We start from the raw sequence: 21,021 nt of genomic DNA, 5'->3' as shown, positions 1-21,021 counted from the left end.
CCTGGAGCCCGGCTTGACACGCGCCCCGGTTTAGATGACGCTCAGGCGTCGATCCGTTCCCGGTCCAGGCTCGCGGCGCCGGCGATGATGAAGTCCTTGCGCGGCGCCACGTCGGAGCCCATGAGCAGGTCAAAGGTGTCCTCGGCCTGCTTCGCGTTCTCGATCCCCACTTTGCGCAGCGTGCGGTGCCGGGGGTCCATCGTGGTCTCGGCCAACTGCTCCGCGTCCATCTCCCCAAGGCCCTTGTAGCGCTGGATCGGCTCCTTGTACCGCTTGCCCTCCTTGGCCAGCCTGGCCAGCAGGACGTGTAGCTCCGCCTCCGAATAGGTGTAGATCATCTCGTTGGCCTTCTGGCCCGCGTTGACGACCTCGACGCGGTGCAGCGGCGGGACGGCGGCAAAAACACGGCCCTCATCGATCATGGGCCGCATGTAGCGGAAGAACAGCGTCAGGAGCAGCGTCCGGATGTGGGCGCCGTCGACGTCGGCGTCCGTCATGAGGATGACCTTGCCGTAGCGGGCGGCGCCAATATCAAAACTCCGGCCCGAGCCGGCACCCACCACCTGGATGAGGGCGGCACATTCGGCGTTGGAGAGCATGTCCCCCACCGAGGCCTTCTGGACGTTGAGGATCTTGCCACGGATGGGCAGCAGCGCCTGGAAGTCCGAGGAGCGCGCCAGCTTGGCCGTGCCGAGGGCCGAGTCGCCTTCCACAATGAAGAGTTCGGAACGGCCGACGTCGTCCGTGCGGCAGTCCGCGAGCTTGGTGGGCATCGACGAGGTCTCGAGCGCGTTCTTGCGGCGCTGCGTTTCCTTGTGGACGCGGGCCGAGATGCGCGACTTCATCTCGCTGACGATCTTCTCCAGGAGCAGCGCGGACTGGGCCTTGTCGTTGCGGTTCGCGGACGTCAGCTTGGCGTTGATCTCCTGCTCCACTACCTTGGCCACGATGGCGCGGACGGCGGAAGTGCCGAGGATTTCCTTCGTCTGCCCCTCGAACTGCGGCTCGGCCAGGCGGACTGTCAGGACCGCAGTGAGCCCGGCGAAGATGTCGTCCTTTTCGATCTTGTCGTTGCCGGCCTTGAGCTTGCGGGCATTGGTCTCGACGGCTTTTCGGAAGGTCTTGAGCAGCGCCTGCTCGAAACCGGACTGGTGGGTTCCGCCCTTGGGCGTGGAGATGATATTGACGAAAGTGCGCACCGTGCTGTCGTAACCGATCCCCCAGCGGAGCGCGACGTCGACCTCGCAGTCCCGCTCGACCTCCGCGAGCTGGCTGTGGCCCTTTTCGTCGATGACGGGCACCGTCTCCTTGAACTTCCCGGCCCCGTGCAGGCGCCAGATGTCCGTCACGGCGGGGTCTGCGGCGAGGAAGTCGACGAACTCGGAGATGCCGCCGTCGTGGTGGAAGATTTCCTCGTGCGGCCCCGACTCCCCCGGCGTGCCCGCAATCCTGCGTTCGTCCCGGACCGTCAGCTTCAGCCCGGGGACCAGGAAGGACGTCTGGCGGGCACGCGCGGCGAGCTCGTCATAAGAGAACTTGGCGTCCGGCGTGAAAATCTGCCGGTCCGCCCAGTAGCGGATGCGCGTTCCGGTGACGCCGCGTTTGGCCTTGCCCACGATGTCCAGTACTGAACCGTCCACGAACGGCTCGAAGACTGCTGCCGGGTCCGGCTTGGTGCCCGGGTCCTTGAAGCGGCCGGGCTCGCCCCGGCGGAAGGACATCTTGTAGGTCTTGCCGCCGCGGTCGACTTCGACGTCCAGCCGGGAGGACAGGGCGTTCACAACCGACGCGCCGACGCCGTGCAGGCCGCCGGACGCGGTATAGGAACCGCCGCCGAACTTGCCGCCGGCGTGCAGTTTCGTGAAGACCACCTCGACGCCGGAAAGGCCCGTCTTGGGTTCGATGTCCACCGGGACGCCGCGGCCGTCGTCGTGGATTTCCACCGAATTGTCCGCGTGCAGGATGATTTTGATGTCGTGGCCGAAGCCTGCGAGGGCCTCATCGACGGAGTTGTCGATGATTTCCCAGAGGCAGTGCATGAGGCCGCGGGAGTCCGTGGAGCCGATGTACATGCCCGGGCGCTTGCGGACGGCCTCGAGGCCCTCCAGCACGGAGAGGTGCCGGGCGGTGTAATCAGAACTGGGTGCCACTGGTCGTGAACTCCTTTTGCAACGGGACCTGCCACAGCGGGCAGTCAGAGCATTTTGACGCTCTTCCTAGGGTAGTCGGACTGCCGCCGTTCACCGGGTTGCCACTCCTCCGGGGGCCGCACACCGGGGTACCCGTTACCGAGACGTGATACGCGTACAGCGAAAGTGGGCCATCCTTGCGATGGTTCCGCAGCGAATGCTGGTTATATAGGTATACCGAACTACCAAGGAGGCCGAACATGACAACAGCAGTTGCGAACCGCACACTCACCACCGTTGACCGGTGCGATCGTTGCGGAGCACAGGCATATGTCCGGGTTGTTCTCGGAGCCTCCGGCGGTGAGCTGCTTTTCTGCGGCCACCACGCCCGCGCCGTAGAACCGACACTCAAGCCGCTCAGCTCAGACTGGCACGACGAGACTGCACGGCTGAATGAGAAGGCGCCGGTTCCGGTCGACTAGTTCCGTTAGCGTTCAGCCGAGCTGACCTGAGACCAAACTGGCCAGGGCCCCTCCACTCCGGAGGGGCCCTGGTACTTTAACAACGCGGTGCCACTCCCCGCCCATTCATCCGAAGATTATGGGCGCGAAGTGACTCCGCGCTGCGCTGTGCGGGTTCTAGTCCAGGTAGTCGCGCAGGACCTGGGACCGCGACGGGTGCCGCAGCTTGGACATCGTCTTTGATTCGATCTGGCGGATCCGCTCGCGCGTGACGCCGTAGACCTTGCCGATTTCGTCTAAAGTCTTCGGCTGTCCGTCGGTCAGGCCAAAGCGCATCGCCACGACGCCTGCTTCACGCTCGGAGAGCGTGTCCAGCACCGAGTGCAGCTGTTCCTGCAGGAGGGTGAAGCTCACGGCATCCGCCGGAACCACGGCCTCGGAGTCTTCGATGAGGTCGCCGAATTCGGAGTCGCCGTCCTCGCCGAGCGGGGTGTGCAAGGAGATGGGCTCGCGGCCGTACTTCTGGACTTCGACGACCTTCTCGGGGGTCATGTCGAGCTCGAGGGCCAGCTCCTCGGGGGTGGGTTCGCGGCCGAGGTCCTGAAGCATCTGCCGCTGGACGCGGGCCAGCTTGTTGATGACTTCCACCATGTGCACCGGGATACGGATGGTGCGGGCCTGGTCTGCCATGGCACGGGTGATCGCCTGGCGGATCCACCAGGTGGCGTAGGTCGAGAACTTGAAGCCCTTGGTGTAGTCGAACTTCTCGACTGCACGGATCAGGCCCAGGTTCCCTTCCTGGATGAGGTCCAGGAACAACATGCCGCGGCCGGTGTACCGTTTGGCGAGCGAGACCACGAGGCGGAGGTTGGCCTCCAGCAGGTGGTTCTTGGCGCGCTTGCCGTCGTGGATCACGAACTCGAGCTCACGCTTGAGCTTCGGGTCCATGGTGCCGTCGTCGGCGTTGATCTTTTCTTCGGCGAACAGGCCGGCTTCGATCCGGAGAGCGAGGTCCACCTCCTGCTCGGCGTTCAGCAGGGCGACCTTGCCGATCTGCTTGAGGTAATCCTTGACGGGGTCGGCCGTGGCGCCGGCCGACATGACCTGCTGCACCGGGGCGTCGTCGTCATCAGCGTCGGAGTAGACGAAGCCGGAGCCGGTGGTGGCTGCTGCCTTGCCTGCTGTTTCTTCGCCGTCCTCACCGAGTTCGGCGGCGCCGGGCGTGATGTCATCGAGGTCCTCGTCGACGTCGGCATCGTCCGAGTCGTCGTCGCCACGGGCGGATTTGCCTGCGGCTTCTGCCGCGGCTTTAGCGCCGGGCTTAGGCCCGCGCTTCTTGGGCTCAGGCTTGGCGGCCGCCGAAGCGGTCTCGCCGCCCTCGGCGGAAGCTGCGTCTTTGACAGCCTTGTTGGCTGCACGCGTGGCGGCGCGTTTGGCGTTCGTCGCCGCCTTCTTCTCCTCAGGGGACAATTCGGCCTGGTCGGCGGGTTCCTTCTTCGCGGAAGACGGGGTCACAGAAAACCTTTCTAGCAGCGGTCTGTGGAATCACCATACGGGCAACACCACTATGACCCTGTCAAGTCCGTGTTTCACATCATGTGCAACCACGGCCAGCAGAGCCACTAAGTAGAACTGCCGGGGCGGCCATAATGTTCCCTGTTTCCAAGGTTCATTGCGGGCACTTGATACACGGACCCAACCGGGTCTCGGCAACCATTGTCTCACGGTTTTTCGAATCGGCCCCCTTCCCCGGGCCCCGCGTGCGCAATATTTGGGCAGCTCCTCACGCTGCGTCCGGTGTGAACTTCTGCCACGCCGCGTCCCGCTTCGACGCCCAGCCGCAGACCGTGCCACGCCGGGCCAGTTCAGCCAACAGGTCCGCCAGCCGGTAACCCGGGCATTCCTGCAGCGCCCGGCTGAACAGCGCGTCCGCGAAGGACCCGCGGCCGCGGCACCACTCGATCCAGCCACGCGCCGTGAGCGAGGCGGCCCGCGATTCCCCGCTGCCGTCAGCGCCCAGCAGCGTGAGGACACGTTCCAGCCGCACCATCAGGGCCCAGTCCGGGACCGCGGGCGCGAGACCCAGCAGAACCTCTCCATAGCCGGGAGCCTCAGGCGGATGGCCGCCGGTCCCGCCGGGCGGGCTGCCCGCGCCAAGGGGTGGCGCCGCGGCAGGGAAGCCGTCCAGCGGCGGCATCGGCGCGGGCGGCCCGGCGCTGCCGTCGAAGATCCCGAATTCCACGGGGCCGCGTTCGGCCGCCGCGTGGCCCGCGGCAGCCATCACCAGCACGGCGTCGCGCCAGGCCTGGACGCAGAGGCTGGCCCGCAGATAGCCGGCGAGCCCCACAGGCAGGTCCGGGGTAGGGCCGGGCCGCAGTTGCCGGGCCGGCACGGCGTGCAGGACCCGGGCCCAGACGTCGAGCACCTGCGTGAACTGGGTCCGGCTCCGCCGGCGTCGGAAGAATTTTTTCGCCCAGTCGAGCTCGGCTTCAAGCGCCGCCGGATCCTCAGGCTGCGGGGGCTCGGCGGCGGCACCCGGGGCGGCCCCGACCATACTGCCGCGCAACACCATCTCGGCGTTGAGCCTGCTGTTCCTGATCTCCTCGACAGGCCGGCCGGGAGCGCAACAGTCCGGATCAGTGCAGTATGCGTTCCGCCAGAAGTCGGCCCCGATGATCCAGGCGTCCCGCACCGGCATGCCGCCTTCCCTGAGGGCGAGCTCCAGCTCAGCCAGGAGCGGGGCCCAGGGACCGGCGCCGCCGTCGCGGCCGGTAAAGAGGGCCAGCAGCGAGCCGTCGGCCTCGTCGTCGGCCGCCAGATAGGACGCGACGGTGCGCGCGAAGTCAGCGAGGGCGGAAACACCGCCGGGCATCCCGCCCTTGCTGCCGGCTGGACCGCCGGTTGGACTGCCGCCGGGAAGGTCGAGCCGCAGGGTAGCGCCGAGCCGTTTGCCCTGCATGGTCATGGCCACGAGGCTATTCTCCGGCCAGTACCCCAGGGAATGCGGGATGAATCCGAGAATGTCTTCCGGGCCGGTGATTTTCAGATGATCGGGAGGTGTCATGAGGCCAGCTTCGCCGCGGCCGGGTCCGTGTATAAGCCCGGAAAGCCGCTATGTGGACAACCCCGGAGGATCAGGCGTCACGGGGTGCGGCGGCGCTCCACATTGAGCCGGCGCTGCCGGGCCAGGGCGGTCAGCAGCGGCGGCACAACAGTTCCCTGGGCCGCCATCTGGCGGCGGACCTTCCGCCGGGTCGCGAGGACGGCACCGGCACCGCCCGCCAGCAGCAGGAACTGCACGCCCAAGGCGATGCGGAACGGCTCAAGGCCATACAGCTCGCCATGGGAGAACCCGGTGGAGTGCAGGACGTCGAGCACGAGGCCGATCAGGAAGATGGCCACGAGCGAGGCGATGAAGCCGCCGACGTTCACGATCCCCGTCGCTGTCCCGAGCCGGTGGGCCGGGTTGAAGGTCCGTGCGAAGTCGAAGCCGATCATGGAGCCGGGACCCCCCACGGCCAGCACCACGACCAATCCCGCCAGCAGCCACAGCGGGGACCGGCCCGGCATCAGCAGCACCGCCGCCCAGGCCGCGCCCGTGGCGGCCGAGATCAGCAGCACCATGGTGGAACGCCGCAGGGGGTGCCGGGCAACGAAGCTGCCCATGAGCGGCCCGGCGGCGATGGCGGAAGCCACGTAGAGCGTCATGAGCGCCGAAACCGTCCCGCCGTCGAGTCCCTCGGCCGAAATCAGGAAAGGGTAACCCCAGGTCATTGCGAAGACCGTGCCGCTGAACTGGACGGTGAAGTGGCTCCACAGGCCGAGCCGGGTTCCCGGCTGCCGCCAGGCATGTCCAAGGGAAATGCCCGTGGCACGCAGGCCTTGCAGAGGCTGGGGTGCCGGATGACCCGGAGGCAGGTCCTGGAGCAGGACGAGCACCAGGACCGCAGCAAGTGCGGACATCGCGGCGAGCGTCAGGAAGGCAGGCGTCCAGCCGGCCGAGTGCAGGATCATGGCGAACGGCACGACGCTGAAGAGCTGCCCCAGCTGCCCGGACATACCGGTCAGCTGCGTGAGCAGCGGCACCCGGGCGGGGGCGAACCACAGCGGGAGGAGCCTGATCACGGAGATGAAGGTCATGGCGTCGCCCGCGCCGACGAGCACGCGCCCCATGACGCCGCCCGGAATGTTGTCAGCAAACGCCAGCTGGAGCTGGCCGAGTCCCATCAGAATGGCGCCGCCGGCCACCATCGCCCGGGAGCCGAACCGGTCCACGAGCACACCTACCGGGATCTGCAGGGCGGCATAGACGAGCAGCTGAAGCACGGTGAAGAAGGAGATCTGGGCCGCGCTGGCATGGAAGCGTGCCGTGGCTTCCAGGCCCACGACGCCGAAGGACGTTCGCTGGCTGACTGCCACGAGGTACGCGAAGATCCCGATGATCCAGATCAGCCAGGCGCGGGGGGAAGTCACTCCCCCATTATGCCCGCCCTCCGATAAATAATATTTATTCTCCGGGTTCTTTACGGGCCAGATAGGCCTCGACTGCTGCTCCGAGCGCGTCAGCGTTAGGAAGCTGGTCGTTCTCGTCGGCGAGCAGGGATCGCCGCACTGTCCCTTCAGCCTTCTCGTCATACCGCGTCTCCAGCCGGGCCACAACCTGCTGGACTTCCTCCGAGGCGTCAATCTGCTCGGCGATCTGGCGGCCCACCTCCCGGCCGGCCTCCCGGAGCCGGTCCGTGGGAAGTATGAGCGACGTGGCCGCGCCCAAGTACTCCAACCCGGCCACGGCGGCCGTCGGGTATTCGGCCTCGGCAAGGTAGTGCGGCACGTGGATCACGTAGCCGGCAACGTTGCGGCCCGCTTCCGTCAGCCGCAGTTCCAGAAGGTGCCCGACGGCGGCCGGCACCTCCACAGTCGGCTTCCAGACCGAAATACCCTCGATCAGGTCCGGCCGGTTTCCGTGGACGGTGACCCCGACCGGCCTGGTGTGCGGCACCGGCATGGGGATGGAATGGATCCAGGTGGCGAGATTGACGTCCAGCTCTTCCACGATCCCGACGACGGCACGCGCGAACCGTTCCCATTGCAGGTCAGGTTCGAACCCGGCAAGGAGAAGGAAGGGACTTCCCAGCCCGTCCACGAGCCGGTACAGTGCCAGGCTCGGGGCCTGGTAGTCCTGCAGGTGGTCCTCGACGAAGCTGATCTGGGGGCGCCGGGTCCGGTAGTCAATGAGCTGGTCGGCGTCGAACTCGGCGATCATCTCGGAGTCCAGGGTGTCCAGCAATTCGGTGGTGATCTGCCTGACGACATGGCCGGCATCAGCGAACCCGGTGAAACCCATGACCAGATTCAGTCCGCGCAGCCCGGGGCTGTGGAACAGCGCGGCATCACGCGAATAAAGCGATCGGGGGTCCAGCAAAGAGCCGGAAATCCGTTCAATCACGGCATGTTCCTTTCGCGGTAGCGGCGGCGGGGGCGGGCCCGAAACCCTGCGGGCAGACAGTGCACCGCATGGCGGCACCGCCGATAACTTCTACAACGCCCCGAAGTCCGGGCTAATTCCTGCCCCGGGTGTGCTCCAGCTCTCATTAAATTGAATTCCCGCACGGCGGAGAGGCTACGATCGGAACTGGCCTTATTGATGGCTTTGAAGACACCAGGTTGCGTCTCAAGCCGACGCCGGCCCGGCTTCCCATGGCAGGGCGCCGAACATGCAGTTCCTGCCGAAATATCTCAGAGAATAGAGGACTGTCCTCGTGGTCAAGAATACCGAAGTCAAACTCAGTGCAGTCGCAGGGGATCTCAGGAAGTCCCCCAGCGACGCCCTCGTCATCGGCGTGGGACAGGGCCCGGACGGCCCCGTCCTGCTGGACAACCCGCTGACGGCCAAGGCTGCGGAGGCACTGGCCGAAACACTGAGCGTTCTTGGCATCACCGGGGCCGCTGACCAGGCCCACCGCCTGCCGGGCCTGCCCGAAGCCGGAGCCACCATCCTGATGCTCGCCGGCGTCGGCAAGCTGTCCGCCGGGCAGCCGCTCACCGAGGAAGCCCTGCGCCGGGCCGCCGGCTCGGCCGTGCGCCAGCTGGCCGGCGTCGCAACGGTCACCCTGGCCCTGCCGACGGCGTCCCGCGCCGATGTGGCGGCCGTCGCCGAGGGTGCCGCCATGGGCGCCTACGCCTTCACCGAATACCGCTCCTCCAAGGATGGACTGAAGGACCCGGTCAAGAACGTCGTCATCCACACCGACCTCGCCACGGACAAGGCCCTGGCCCCGGTCCTGGACCGCGCCGCCCTGATCGGCAAGGCCGTCAACGCCACCCGCACGCTCGTCAACCAGCCGCCCAGCCACCTCTACCCCGAGACTTTCGCCGAGGCCGCGAAGGAACTGGCCAAGGGCCTGCCGGTCAAGGTGACCGTCTGGGACGAGAAGCGCCTGGAAAAGGAAGGCTTCGGCGGCATCCTCGGCGTCGGCAAGGGCTCCACCCGGCAGCCGCGCCTGGTCAAGGTTGAATACGCGCCCGCCAGGGCCACCGCCAAGATCGCCCTCGTGGGCAAGGGCATCACCTTCGACACCGGCGGCATCTCGCTCAAGCCGCACCTCGGCATGGGCGAGATGAAGTCCGACATGGCCGGCGCCGCCGTCGTACTGAACACCGTGCTGGCCCTCGCCGGCCTCGGCCTGCCCGTCAAGGCGACAGCCTGGCTATGCATCGCCGAAAACATGCCCTCCGGTGCTGCCCAGCGGCCCGCCGACGTCATGACCATCTTCGGCGGCAAGACCGTCGAGGTCCTGAACACCGACGCCGAAGGCCGCCTGGTCATGGCCGACGGCATCGTCGCCGCGAGCCAGGAATACCCCGACGCCATCATCGACGTCGCCACTCTCACCGGCGCGCAGCTGATCGCCCTGGGCGACCGCACGGCCGGGGTCATGGGCTCGGACTCGGTCACGGGCCCGATCAAGGCCGCGGCGGACCGCGCGGGCGAGCTGGTCTGGCCGATGCCGCTGCCGGAGGAGCTGCGGGCCAGCCTCGACTCCCAGGTCGCCGACATCGCCAACATCGGCGAACGCCATGGCGGCATGATGACCGCGGCTGTCTTCCTGCGCGAATTCGTGGGCAAGGGCAAGGACGGCGAGCAGATCCCCTGGGCCCACATCGACATCGCCGGCCCGTCCTTCAACAACGGCAGCCCGTACGGCTACAACCACAAGCAGGGAACGGGCTGCACTGTCCGCACCCTGGTCGCCTACGTCGAGGATGTCCTGGCCAAGGCCGTCTAGCTGACCCGCGGACTTTGTGGCCAGGGCACCGGTGCCTTGGCCACAAAGCCGCGTGACACTGGACACAAGCGCTCCACAAACACGACGACAAGGTGGAGCATGTATTAGTGGTTCGCTAAGGTGAACTCCGGTAGTCCTAAATCAAGTAGTTCCAAACGAAAGGGAACCGGCCGGCCGGAACAATCACGGCAGGCAGGGTCCACGACCAGATGATGCGTACTCTCGTGTCATCGTTCACGCGAGGGAGCGTTTTAGTGGCCGATCAGGCAACTGCGCAAGAATTCGACATCCTGGTACTCGGCGGCGGCAGCGGCGGCTACGCCACTGCACTGCGTGCTGTCCAGCTTGGCCTCACCGTCGGCCTCATCGAAAAGGGCAAGCTCGGCGGTACGTGCCTCCACAACGGCTGTATCCCCACCAAGGCCCTGCTGCACTCGGCAGAGCTGGCCGACCACGCCCGCGACTCGGCCAAGTACGGCGTCAACGTGACCCTTGACAGCATCGACATCACCGCTGTCAATGCGTACAAGGACGGCATCATTGCCGGCAAGTTCAAGGGCCTGCAGGGTCTGATCAAGGGCAAGAAGGGCATCACCGTCATTGAGGGTGAAGGCAAGCTCCAGGGCACCGACACCGTCGTCGTGAACGGCACCGCATACAAGGGCAAGAACATTGTCCTCGCGACCGGCTCCTACTCCCGAACGCTGCCGGGGCTGGAAATCGGCGGCAAGGTCATTACCTCCGACGAAGCCCTCACCATGGATTACATCCCCAAGAGCGCGATCATCCTGGGCGGCGGCGTGATCGGCGTCGAGTTCGCTTCGGTCTGGAAGTCCTTCGGCGTCGACGTCACCATCGTCGAAGGCCTCCCGTCGCTGGTTCCGAATGAGGACGCCACGATCGTCAAGGCTTTCGAGCGCGCCTTCAAGAAGCGCGGCATCAAGTTCTCCACCGGTGTCTTCTTCCAGGGCGTCGAGCAGAACGACGACGGGGTCAAGGTCACCCTTGTAGACGGCAAGACCTTCGAAGCCGACCTCCTGCTCGTCGCTGTCGGCCGCGGCCCCGTCACGGCGAACCTCGGCTACGAAGAGGCCGGAATCACCATCGACCGCGGCTTCGTCATCACCAACGAGCGCCTCCACACCGGCGTCGGCAACATCTTCGCCGTCGGCGACATCGTCCCCGGCGTGCAGCTGGCGCACCGCGGCTACCAGCAGGGCATCTTCGTCGCCGAAGAGATCGCCGGGCTGAAGCCGGTCATCGTCGAAGACGTCAACATCCCCAAGGTCACCTACTCCGAACCCGAAATCGCCACTGTCGGCTACAGCGAGAAGGCCGCCAAGGAAAAGTTCGGCGAAGACCAGATCCAGACCCAGGAATACAACCTGGCCGGCAACGGCAAGAGCTCCATCCTGGGCACGTCCGGCCTGGTCAAGCTGGTCCGCCAGAAGGACGGCCCCGTGGTGGGCGTCCACATGATCGGCGCCCGCATGGGTGAGCAGATCGGTGAAGCCCAGCTGATCGTGAACTGGGAAGCCTACCCGGAGGACGTGGCCCAGCTGGTCCACGCCCACCCCACCCAGAACGAATCCCTGGGCGAGGCGCACCTGGCGCTGGCGGGCAAGCCCCTCCACGGCTAGCAGCTCCGCCCGCACCACCGCAAGAACTCAGAGCTTGGTGCACCCGGCCGGAAATGCCGGGTGCACTAAGCTCGACCAAGGCAGCAATCATCCGCACTAAAGATCAATAAGGAGAACGGGGACGACATGTCTGAATCCGTTAACTTGCCCGCCCTCGGTGAGAGCGTCACCGAAGGAACCGTCACCCGCTGGCTCAAGCAGGTCGGTGACCGGGTAGAGGTGGACGAGCCGCTGCTCGAAGTCTCCACCGACAAAGTAGACACCGAGATCCCCTCTCCGATCGCCGGCGTGATCGAGGAAATCCTCGTCGCCGAAGACGAGACCGCTGAAGTAGGCGCTCCGCTGGTCCGCATCGGCTCCGGCTCCGCCCAGGCAGCCGCACCGGCAGGGCAGGCACCTGCCGCCGCGGCACCCGCCGAATCGCCGTCTGCTGCCGAAGCCCCGGCCCCCGAAGCGGAAGCACCCGCAGCCGCCGCCCCCGAGGCTCCTGCCGCTGCGCCCGCCGGCGAAGGCCACGAGGTCACGCTCCCCGCCCTGGGCGAGAGCGTCACCGAAGGCACCGTCACCCGCTGGCTGAAGAGCATCGGCGACACCGTGGAGGTGGACGAGCCCCTGCTCGAGGTTTCCACCGACAAGGTCGACACCGAGATCCCGTCCCCGTTCGCCGGCACCCTCCAGGAAATCCGCGTCAACGAAGACGAAACAGCCGAGGTGGGCTCCGTCCTGGCCGTCATCGGCTCCGGCGCCGCCCCCGCAGCAGCACCGGCAGCCCCGGAAGCTCCGAAGCAGGAAGCTCCGGCTGCACCAGCACCGGCAGCAGCACCGGCACCCGCCGAGGCGCCCCAGCAGGAAGCTCCCGCCGCCCCGGCGGCAACCCCCGCCGCTGCTCCGGCACCCGCCCCCGCAGCCCCGCAGGCTGCTGCCGCACCGGCAGAGTCCGGCTACGTCACTCCCCTGGTCCGCAAGCTGGCCAACCAGCAGGGCGTGGACATCGCCTCCCTGACCGGCACCGGCGTCGGCGGCCGCATCCGCAAGCAGGACGTGCTGGCAGCAGCAGAAGCCAAGGCCGCCCCGGCCCCGGCTGCAGCCGCGCCGGCAGCATCCGCCGCACCCGCAGCACGACCGTCCGCTGAGCTCTCCTCGCTCCGCGGCACCGTGCAGAAGGCCCCCCGCATCCGCCAGGTCATTGCCCGCCGCATGCGCGAGTCCCTGGACCTCTCCACCCAGCTGACCCAGGTGCACGAAGTGGACATGACCAAGGTCGCCAAACTGCGCGCCCGGGCCAAGAACTCCTTCCAGGCGCAGAACGGCTCCAAGCTGACCTTCCTGCCCTTCATCGCCAAGGCAGTCGCCGAGGCCCTGAAGCAGCACCCGAAGGTCAACGCCTCCTACGACGAGGACAAGCAGGAGATCACCTACCACAACGCCGAGCACCTGGCGATCGCGGTGGACACCGACAAGGGCCTCCTGGTTCCCGTCATCGCTGACGCCGGCAACCTGAACCTCGCCGGGCTGGCCGGCAAGATCGCCGACGTCGCGGACCGCACCCGCAACGGCAAGATCGGTCCGGACGAGCTGTCCGGCGGAACCTTCAGCATCACCAACATCGGTTCCGTGGGCGCCCTGTTCGACACCCCGATCATCAACCAGCCGCAGGTCGCAATCCTGGGCACCGGCGCCATCGTCAAGCGCGCCGTCGTGGTCGCGGACGAGAACGGCGATGACTCCCTGGCGATCCGCTCGATGATGTACCTCTCCCTGACGTACGACCACCGCCTGGTGGACGGCGCCGACGCAGGACGCTTCCTGCAGACGCTGAAGGCACGCCTCGAAGAGGGCGCGTTCGAGGCAGACCTGGGGCTCTAACCGCCAGAACCGCAGTTCCCGCAGTGACTGGCCGCGCAGCCGGCCAGGGAGGGCACCTTCCCGCCAGGGAGGGTGCCCTCCCTCTTTATGGACACTTTGTCGCTAAGCTAGGGCCCATGACCATTCTTTTCTACATCCTGCTCTTCCTGCACATCGTCGGCGCCTCCATGGTGGTCGGTATCTGGATCGCCACCATGAAGACCCCCACGGTGCATCCCCGCCAGCGGGACGGTGCCTTCGTGCAGCTGATCACCGGCATCGCCATGATGGGAATCCTGCCGATTCTGCACAACCAGAACCCGGCCGATTTTGACCCCAACTACTTCAAGCTCGGCATCAAGTTCGCCATCGGCCTGGCCGTGGCCGCGCTGGCCTTCATTGGTGCCCGGAAAGCGAAGAAGGGCGAAGCCGTTTCCACGGGCCTCGCCCACGGTGTCGGCGGCCTGGGGCTGCTCAACGTGGCCATCGCCACCCTCTGGCAGTAGTCCTCCCCCACCGCTGACGGCGGCGGCGCACCCTGCCCGGGTGCGGCGCTGCCGTCGTCGTTTAAGGCCTGCCTGCCGCACGGCCGGCGGCGGATCCGATAATCCACTGACAGCGGACACCCGTGCAGCCCCGTTGCTGATTCCCTAGGATAGGAACGGCATGATCCGGCGGATCGCCGGGTCTGCGGGATTTCAACGATCTTGAGGAGTGGACATGGCAGCAACACGCACCGCACACACTGTTTGGAATGGCGACCTGATGACGGGCGCAGGCAACACGACCCTGGACAGCTCGGGGCTGGGCAACTTCGATGTGACCTGGAAGGCGCGCGCCGAGGCTTCCGAGGGCAAGACCAGCCCCGAGGAGCTCATCGCCGCCGCGCATTCGGCCTGCTACTCCATGGCCTTCAGCCTCGCCGTTGCCCAAGCCGGCCACACGCCCGAGGAAGTCAACACCAAGGCCGATGTCACCTTCGTGCCCGGCACCGGTATCACGGACAGCCACCTGACCGTCAGCGCGCGGATTCCGGGGATCACGGAAGACGAATTCCAGCGCATCGCTGAGGAAGCCAAGACCGGCTGCCCCGTCTCGGCTGCCCTCACCGGCATCAAGATCACCCTGGACGCCACCCTGGCCTCCTAGGACCAGGCATCCGGGCCTGACTCGTGCGGGCCCGGCCGTCTACGTCGAAGGCCCCCGTTCCCCCTCCTGGAGGGAACGGGGGCCTTCGCTGTGGTGTCTTAGGCCAGGCTGCCGTTCTTCCGTGCGGGCAACGGGGCGGGACGCACGCGGCGGTAGCCCTCGCGCAGCGGCGGGCGGTCGGTGGGCAGCTCCTGGATCATTTCTTTGAGCGCGCCGATCCCGTATTCGAGCTGCGGGTCCGTGCCGGCAGCGTAGGCGTGCGGCGGGAACGTGACCTCGATGTCGGGGGTGACGCCGAAGTTCTCGACTCCCCAGCCGACGCCGCCGGCGAACCAGGTGGCGTACCGGGGCTGGGTGACGCCGGTGCCGTCGGCAAGGGCGAAGCGGTTGTCGATCCCCACGACACCGCCCCACGTCCGCGTTCCGATGACCGGGCCGATCCCCCGCAGCTTGGACACCTGCGTGATGATGTCGCCGTCGGAGCCCGCGAATTCATCGGTGAGGATGATGACGGGCCCGCGCGGCGCGTGGTGCGGGTAGGTCCGGGGCTTTTCGCCGCGCGGCATGCTCCAGCCGGTCACCTTGCGGCCGATGAGCTCCGCGACCAGCTGGGAGGTGTGGCCTCCGCGGTTGCGGCGGACATCGACGATCAGCCCGTCCAGGGCCGTCTCGGTGTCGAGGTCACGGTGCAGCTGTGCCCAGCCGTTGGCCATCATGTCCGGGATGTGGAGGTAGCCGAAGGTGCCCTGCGAGGCTTCCCGGACGGTCCGGCGGTTTGCGGCAACCCATTCCTGGTAGCGCAGGCGTTCCTCGTCCCTGACGGGGATAACTGCCACGCGCCGCTGCTTTCCGGCCAGTTCCCCGTGTCCGGAACCGTTCCTCAGCGTGAGTTCGACGGCCCGGCCTGCGGCGCCAAAGAGCTGCATGGCGGGAGTCCGGGATTCGCTGAGTTCCACGCCGTCGATCGCCAGGAGCACGTCGCCGGTTTTGGCATCGGCGCCGGGCCTGGTCAACGGGGAAGTGGCCAGCGGGTCGGAGGACTCCCCCGCCAGGATCCGGGTGATTTCCCAGCCGCCGCCGGTGAAGGCAAGGTCCGCGCCGAGGCGGCCCTGTCCGTTGCTGCCGTTCTCCGTGACCGCTGCCGGCCGCACGTAGGCGTGGGAGGTGCCCAGCTCGCCGTGGAGCTCCCAGAGCAGGTCCACCAGGTCGTCGTGCGAGCCGAGCCGCTCCACGATCGGCCGGTAGCGCGCGTGGATGGAGTCCCAGTCCTGGCCGGCCATGTCCTCGGTCCAGAAGAAATCGCGCTGGAGGCGCCAGGCCTCGTCAAAGGCCTGGCCCCAGACGCTGAGGGGATCGAGCTGAACGCGGATGCGGCTCAGATCCACCTTAACCAGGTCGCCGGACTCTTCGTCTGCCTTCGACGCGGCCGGGGCGACGCGGATCTGCTTGTCCTGGATGAAGATGGCCTTTTCGCCGTCGCCGGAGAGCCGGTAGCTGTCCAGGGCGTCCACGATGGTGGCGGCCTTGCGCCGGGCCAGGTCGAAGCGGACGAGGCTGGGCGCTGCGTTCTTGTCCTCGAGGCTGGCGCGGCCTTCGCCGGTGACTCCGGAGAGTTCGCTGTCGAGCCAGAGCAGTGCCCCCTTTGCCGCTGTGAGGGCAGAGTAGTTCCCCTGGGGAACGGGAACGCTGATGACACGGTGGGCGAGCCCTTCGGCGTCGACCCGCACAGCGGGCACGTCGTCCTTGCCGGTCTCAGCCCCGGCGGGCCCGGCGTCTACTGCCAGATCGACGGTCGGGCCGAACGGCGACGGTGTGTCGGCAGCGAGGGCCACGAGGTAAGGCTTGATCGGGCTCGGGAAAGACAGGTCGAACGAGTGCCCGTCATAGACCGGGTCGAAGCTGCGGTTGGAGAGGAAGGCCAGGTACTTGCCATCCGGGGTGAAGGCCGGCGACTCGTCGCGGAACCGGCCGTCGGTGACGTCGATGATCGTGCGCTTCTCCCCCGCGGCCATCTGTGCGTCGTCGACCGTCGTGATGCGCAGCCGGCTCCTGGACCCGAAGGACGTGACGGGCTCGGACCAGCCCAGCCAGACCGAATCCCGGGACCAGGTGAAGCCCTCAATGCTGCCTTCGCCGATGCTGCTCAGCAGCGACATCGTGCCCGTCCGCGTATCGGCGAGGTAGATGTCCCCGAAAGCGGTGCCGACGGCAAGCCAGTTGCCGTCCGGGCTTGCCTCGATGGCGCTGGCACGGGTGGCCTTGGGGAAGTCGATCCTGGTCAACTGACCTGACGCCTGGCCGTCCTGCGCCGGGGCGTCGTTTGCGTCCGCGGGGCCAACGGTGTCGGCAGCGTCATCCCCGGTGCCGGCGGCGGCCGGGCCGGCAACAGGCGCAACAACGGGGGCGGGGGTACCGGAACCGGTCAGGGCTGCGGCGGACACCGGCTTCGGCAGGGGCGTTCCGGCGTCGGCGGCCTCGGACTTCGGGGCCGGGCGCGACGGCCCGGCCGAGCCGTGCCCGCCAGGCAGCGGGGCCGTGATGGCTTTCAGGTACAGCGCTTCGACGCCGTCGTGGTCGGCGACGTAGGCGATCCGGCCCTCGCCAAAGGGCCGCGGCAGGCGTGCCCGGACTCCTGGTGTGGCCTCGAGAACGCGGGACGGGCCGTCCTTGTGCCGAAGCCAGTGCAGCGTGCCGTGGGCTTCCACCACGCTGGATCCGCCGGTACGGTCCGGAATGACCTCGCCCAGGTGCCGCGACGGCTTCAGCGGGGCAGCGCGGCGCGCCTGCGAGGCGGAGCCCAGCGAAATCCGGAGCTTGACGGCGTCGGAGCCGAGGTCCGGCAGGAGCCAAAGCTCGCCGGCCGACTCAAAGACCACGCGATCCCCGTCGGTGGCGGCATGCCGGACATAGAAGTCCTCGTGGTCTGTGTGGCGACGGAGATCGGAGCCGTTCGGGAGGACGGAGTAGAGGTTCCCGTAGCCCTCGTGGTCGGAGAGGAACGCGATCCGGCCGTTAACCCACATGGGGTCGGTGAGGTTGCCGTCGAGCCCGGCGGCGAGACGCTCGAATTCGCCGTTGCCGTCGCCGTCGATCCACAACTTGCCGGCGGCGCCGCCGCGGTAGCGCTTCCACCAGGCCGGCTCGCGCGAGAGCACGCTGGCCAGGACGACGGGGCGTTCATCGCCGACGACGGGACCGAACGCCACGGACTCGACGGGGCCGAACGGAAGTTCCTGCGCCCAGCCTCCGGTGACGGGCAGGCTGTAGGCGTGGGTGTGGCGGCTGTCGGCCTGCCGGAACGCGCTGGTGACCACGACGTCGCCGTCGGGGGTGAAGCCCTTGACCCGGGTGGAGCTATGCCCGAAGTAGCTCAGCTGGCGGTACCCGCCGCCGTCGACGTCCGCCGTGACGACTTCCGGCGCGGTCCCCTGCACCACGGTCCACACGAGGCGCTTCCCGTCCGGGGTGAAGCGGGGGTTGCGGGCAGGCAGCTGCAGTGAGGAGACGCGCCAGGCACGTCCTCCGTCGAGAGGCGCGATCCAGACGTCGTCCTCGGCCACGAAGGTGACCAGATCGCCGTGCACATGCGGGAAACGGAAGTAGCTCGAAGAGGTCATCGTTCGATCATAGTCAAGACGGCCCCTCCCCCCGGGAGGTTTCCCCGCCGTGCCGGGCATGGTGAGATGGATCATGCGAATCCTTGTTGCCGGCGCCTCCGGGCTGATCGGAACCGCCGTTTCCCGCACCCTGCGCAGTGGAGGCCACGACGTCGCCACGCTGGTCAGGCGGGCCCCTGCCTCCCCTGCCGAGTTCCGGTGGGACCCTGCCGAGGGCCGGATCGATGACTCCGCCCTCCAGGGAGCGGACGCGGTCATCAATCTCTCCGGCGCCGGGATCGGCGGCCGGCCCTGGACACGTGCGCGGATTACTGAACTGCGTGCCTCGCGGCTGGGGCCGACGCGGACCCTGGCGGCCGCCATGGGCCGCATGGACACCCCGCCGGCCGTGTTCCTCAGCCAGTCCGCCTCCGGCTACTACGGTAATGCGGGCCCAGTGGTCCTTCGCGAAAATGCGCCTGCCGGTGCCGGCACCCTGGCCCGGATCTGCGTCGACTGGGAGGCCGCGGCACATGAGGCGCCGGCCGGAGTCCGCGTTGTGACACCCCGCACGGGCGTCGTCCTGAGCCGTTCCGGCGGAGCCCTCGGCCGGCTGATGCCGCTGTTGCGCCTCGGGGTGGGCGGCCCGCTCGGCAACGGGCGGCAGTACTGGCCGTGGATCACGCTCCCGGACGTCGCCGGCGCCTTCTCGTTCCTGCTCACGGCCCCCGTCTCCGGACCGGTGAACGTCTGTGCCCCCGAAAGCGCCGATGTGAACTCGCTTATCGCCCAGCTGGCCGGGGCCTTGCACAGGCCCGCGCTGCTGCGCGTGCCGGCACCTGTGCTCCGCCTCGTGATGGGACAGCTCGCCGAGGAACTGCTGCTTGCGAGCCAGCGCCTGGAGCCGGCAGCGCTTAGCGACGCCGGCTTTCAGTGGCTGCACCCGTCCCTTGCGCAGGCCGCCGTGTGGGTGGCCCAGCGGGACGCGGACTCCTGACCGCGGATTCCTGGCCGCCGGCCCGGGGAGGCCGCCCGAGGGCTGACTTTCCCGGGGCTGACTTTCCCGGGGCCGGCCTTCCGGGCTAACCAGCAGCGGGATCCCCGGGGAGGATGTCCTGGATCCGCCACCGCCCGTCAACGGGGACCAGCACCAGCTGTAGCCGGACTTCGCTTCCGGCTGCGGCTTCGGCGACGACCGTCCCGGCCGCGTCCCGCTCCTGGTACGCGGAGGGCACGGCAGTGATCGCCACGACGGCCCGCGTCGGGCTGCCCTCCGGGGAGGCCTTCACCTGCGTCAGCGCGGTCGTGAAGTCTGCCAGGACGTGCCCGGACTCCGACAGCCGGGAGCTGATCGCGCCGTCGGCCTGGGCGGCGGCCGAGGACGGGACGTTGACCTCCTGGAGCAGCCCGAGATCCCCTGAGCTGAGCGCCAGCGCCCGGAGCCGCGCCAGGCCGCGGACGGCGTCCTCGGGGTCCTTTGAATCCAACAGGGCACGGAGGTCGGGATGGACGGCCGCCGCTTCCCGTTCCGGAGCCCCTTGTCCTGCCGCTTCCTGTTCCGGAGCCCCTTGTCCTGGGGCCTTCTGTTCCGGGGCCTTCTGGGCCGGTGCCTTCTGGGCCGGTGCCTTCTGGGCCGGGGCCTTCTGGGCCGGGGCCTCGCCCGACGGCGGAGCCGCCGGCACGGCCCCGGCGCCGTCCGCCACGGAGGTCTGGCCGAAGGCAGGAAAGGACACCGGGGTGCGCACGCCGCCAAGCATCCATGCCGCGGTGAGCACGCCACCGGCCGCCAGGACAAGCGCCAGCCCGGCGGGCATCCCCATGGGCCGGCGGCGGCGTCCTGCGCGGCGGCGTCGCCTGATCCCGCTCAGCCCGCTCCGGAGCCGGCCGGCCCTGAGTTCCTTGGCGTTCCGGGGCAACGAGCGTCGGGTCAGCAGTTGCGGAATGACCGTGGGGTGGACGGAAACGGAGAGGTCCACCGGAACCGGCTCGGCGCTGCGGTAGACCGCGGCCGCCAGCTCGGCCGCCGGGGGCCGCAGCCGGCGGTCCTCGTTGAGTCCTGCCTCCAGCGCTGCCGCCAGCGCCGCCGGAACGCCGGGCACCAGAAGGGGCAGCGGCGGGCGCTCGGCGCCGGGGCCCGGGACGCGGCCGGTGAGGCAGTACCAGCCGACCGCCGCCAGGGAGTAGACATCGCTCTCCGGCTGCATTCCCGCCCGGACGGCGTCCACGGGAGCAGGATCGCGGAAGCCGTCCGTCCCGGCAGCCGATGCCTCCGCGGGGTCGGCCACCATCCGCGCGACTCCCAGATCCGACAGGAGCGGCTTGCCCTGGGCCGTCAACAGCACATTTCCGGGCGAGACATCGCCGTGGGTGAACCCGTGCGCGTGCAGGTACGCCAGGGCCCGGGCGATGGGGGTCAGGACTGTCACCGTCTCCCCCGGACCCAGCCTGCCGTGGCCGGCCACGAGGTCCGTGACGGATCCCCCGGCAGCGTAGTCGAGCAGGAGCCCGGGCCCGGCACCTACCCCCTGCACGCGCACCACTCTGTGGACCCTCACAAGGTGGTCGTGGTCCAGGGCGGACAGGACCTGGACTTCACGCCGCAGTCCCGCTTCCGCTTCCGGAGGCCCTGCGGCTCCGCCGTCCCCGTGCTGGAAACACTTCAGGGCGAATTCGCGGCCCGTCGACTGCTCGGTGACGAGCCACACCACTGCGGTGCCCCCGCGGCCCAGCAAGCGGCCGACGTCGTAGCCCGGAACGACGGGGGCGGGGTGGCCTGCCCGACCGGAATCTTCCCTACCTACTTCCATACCCTAAGGAATAGCCGATCCCGCCGGATCCTGCAGAAGTTATCCACAGATCTCCCACGCAGGCGGGGACCGGGCATCCTGAGAGCTTAAGCACACAATCGGGCACGG

14 protein-coding genes are annotated in these 21,021 nt (G+C 68.1%); 7 read left to right on the top strand and 7 right to left on the bottom strand.

Going from position 1 to position 21,021, the window contains the following annotated elements; translation table 11 throughout:
- Positions 1-41: 41 nt before the first annotated feature.
- Positions 42-2,150 (bottom strand): DNA gyrase/topoisomerase IV subunit B, encoded by a 2,109-nt coding sequence (locus AC1DES_RS13000; RefSeq protein WP_476896115.1) that lies wholly within the window; start codon positions 2,148-2,150, stop codon positions 42-44.
- Positions 2,151-2,389: 239 nt separating this feature from the next.
- Here AC1DES_RS13000 and AC1DES_RS12995 point away from each other — a divergent pair, with 239 nt between their 5' ends.
- The gene (locus tag AC1DES_RS12995) at positions 2,390-2,611 is read left to right on the top strand and encodes a DUF7455 domain-containing protein (protein WP_476896114.1); all 222 of its coding nucleotides are present in this window, start codon (positions 2,390-2,392) and stop codon (positions 2,609-2,611) included.
- Between the two features lie 156 nt (positions 2,612-2,767).
- Here the strand turns inward: AC1DES_RS12995 and AC1DES_RS12990 are convergent, their stop codons facing one another.
- From AC1DES_RS12990 to AC1DES_RS12975, 4 genes are all read right to left on the bottom strand, one after another.
- Positions 2,768-4,105 (bottom strand): RNA polymerase sigma factor, encoded by a 1,338-nt coding sequence (locus AC1DES_RS12990; protein ID WP_476896113.1) that lies wholly within the window; start codon positions 4,103-4,105, stop codon positions 2,768-2,770.
- Between the two features lie 268 nt (positions 4,106-4,373).
- Positions 4,374-5,654 (bottom strand): DUF4192 family protein, encoded by a 1,281-nt coding sequence (locus AC1DES_RS12985; protein ID WP_476896112.1) that lies wholly within the window; start codon positions 5,652-5,654, stop codon positions 4,374-4,376.
- Between the two features lie 77 nt (positions 5,655-5,731).
- Positions 5,732-7,063: an MFS transporter gene (locus AC1DES_RS12980; RefSeq protein ID WP_476896111.1), complete on the bottom strand. Its 1,332-nt coding sequence runs from the start codon at positions 7,061-7,063 to the stop codon at positions 5,732-5,734.
- Between the two features lie 34 nt (positions 7,064-7,097).
- Positions 7,098-8,036, bottom strand: coding sequence for a proteasome assembly chaperone family protein (locus AC1DES_RS12975; RefSeq protein ID WP_476896110.1), 939 nt, complete (start codon positions 8,034-8,036; stop codon positions 7,098-7,100).
- A gap of 313 nt (positions 8,037-8,349) precedes the next feature.
- Here AC1DES_RS12975 and AC1DES_RS12970 point away from each other — a divergent pair, with 313 nt between their 5' ends.
- From AC1DES_RS12970 to AC1DES_RS12950, 5 genes are all read left to right on the top strand, one after another.
- Positions 8,350-9,876 (top strand): leucyl aminopeptidase, encoded by a 1,527-nt coding sequence (locus tag AC1DES_RS12970; protein ID WP_476896109.1) that lies wholly within the window; start codon positions 8,350-8,352, stop codon positions 9,874-9,876.
- Between the two features lie 254 nt (positions 9,877-10,130).
- Positions 10,131-11,516, top strand: coding sequence for a dihydrolipoyl dehydrogenase (gene lpdA, locus AC1DES_RS12965; protein WP_018772391.1), 1,386 nt, complete (start codon positions 10,131-10,133; stop codon positions 11,514-11,516).
- Positions 11,517-11,642: 126 nt separating this feature from the next.
- Complete coding sequence (gene sucB, locus AC1DES_RS12960; RefSeq protein ID WP_476896108.1) at positions 11,643-13,382, top strand: 2-oxoglutarate dehydrogenase, E2 component, dihydrolipoamide succinyltransferase; 1,740 nt, start codon at positions 11,643-11,645, stop codon at positions 13,380-13,382.
- A gap of 116 nt (positions 13,383-13,498) precedes the next feature.
- Positions 13,499-13,867, top strand: coding sequence for a hypothetical protein (locus tag AC1DES_RS12955; RefSeq protein ID WP_476896107.1), 369 nt, complete (start codon positions 13,499-13,501; stop codon positions 13,865-13,867).
- A 214-nt stretch (positions 13,868-14,081) separates the two neighbouring features.
- A complete protein-coding gene (locus AC1DES_RS12950) occupies positions 14,082-14,510 on the top strand; it encodes an OsmC family protein (RefSeq protein WP_476896106.1) in 429 nt (142 codons plus the stop codon).
- Positions 14,511-14,608: 98 nt separating this feature from the next.
- On the opposite strand, the gene AC1DES_RS12945 is transcribed toward AC1DES_RS12950, so the two are convergent.
- Positions 14,609-18,127, bottom strand: coding sequence for a S41 family peptidase (locus tag AC1DES_RS12945; protein ID WP_476896105.1), 3,519 nt, complete (start codon positions 18,125-18,127; stop codon positions 14,609-14,611).
- A gap of 73 nt (positions 18,128-18,200) precedes the next feature.
- Here AC1DES_RS12945 and AC1DES_RS12940 point away from each other — a divergent pair, with 73 nt between their 5' ends.
- Complete coding sequence (locus AC1DES_RS12940) at positions 18,201-19,103, top strand: TIGR01777 family oxidoreductase (protein WP_476896104.1); 903 nt, start codon at positions 18,201-18,203, stop codon at positions 19,101-19,103.
- Between the two features lie 85 nt (positions 19,104-19,188).
- Here AC1DES_RS12940 and AC1DES_RS12935 read toward each other — a convergent pair whose 3' ends face one another.
- Complete coding sequence (locus tag AC1DES_RS12935) at positions 19,189-20,913, bottom strand: serine/threonine protein kinase (protein ID WP_476896103.1); 1,725 nt, start codon at positions 20,911-20,913, stop codon at positions 19,189-19,191.
- Between the last annotated feature and the right edge of the window lie 108 nt (positions 20,914-21,021).

The organism is Arthrobacter sp. 05T442 (genome assembly GCF_056395945.1).
Note: the sequence above shows the minus strand (reverse complement) of the source record. Positions and strands in the feature narration are given on the sequence as shown.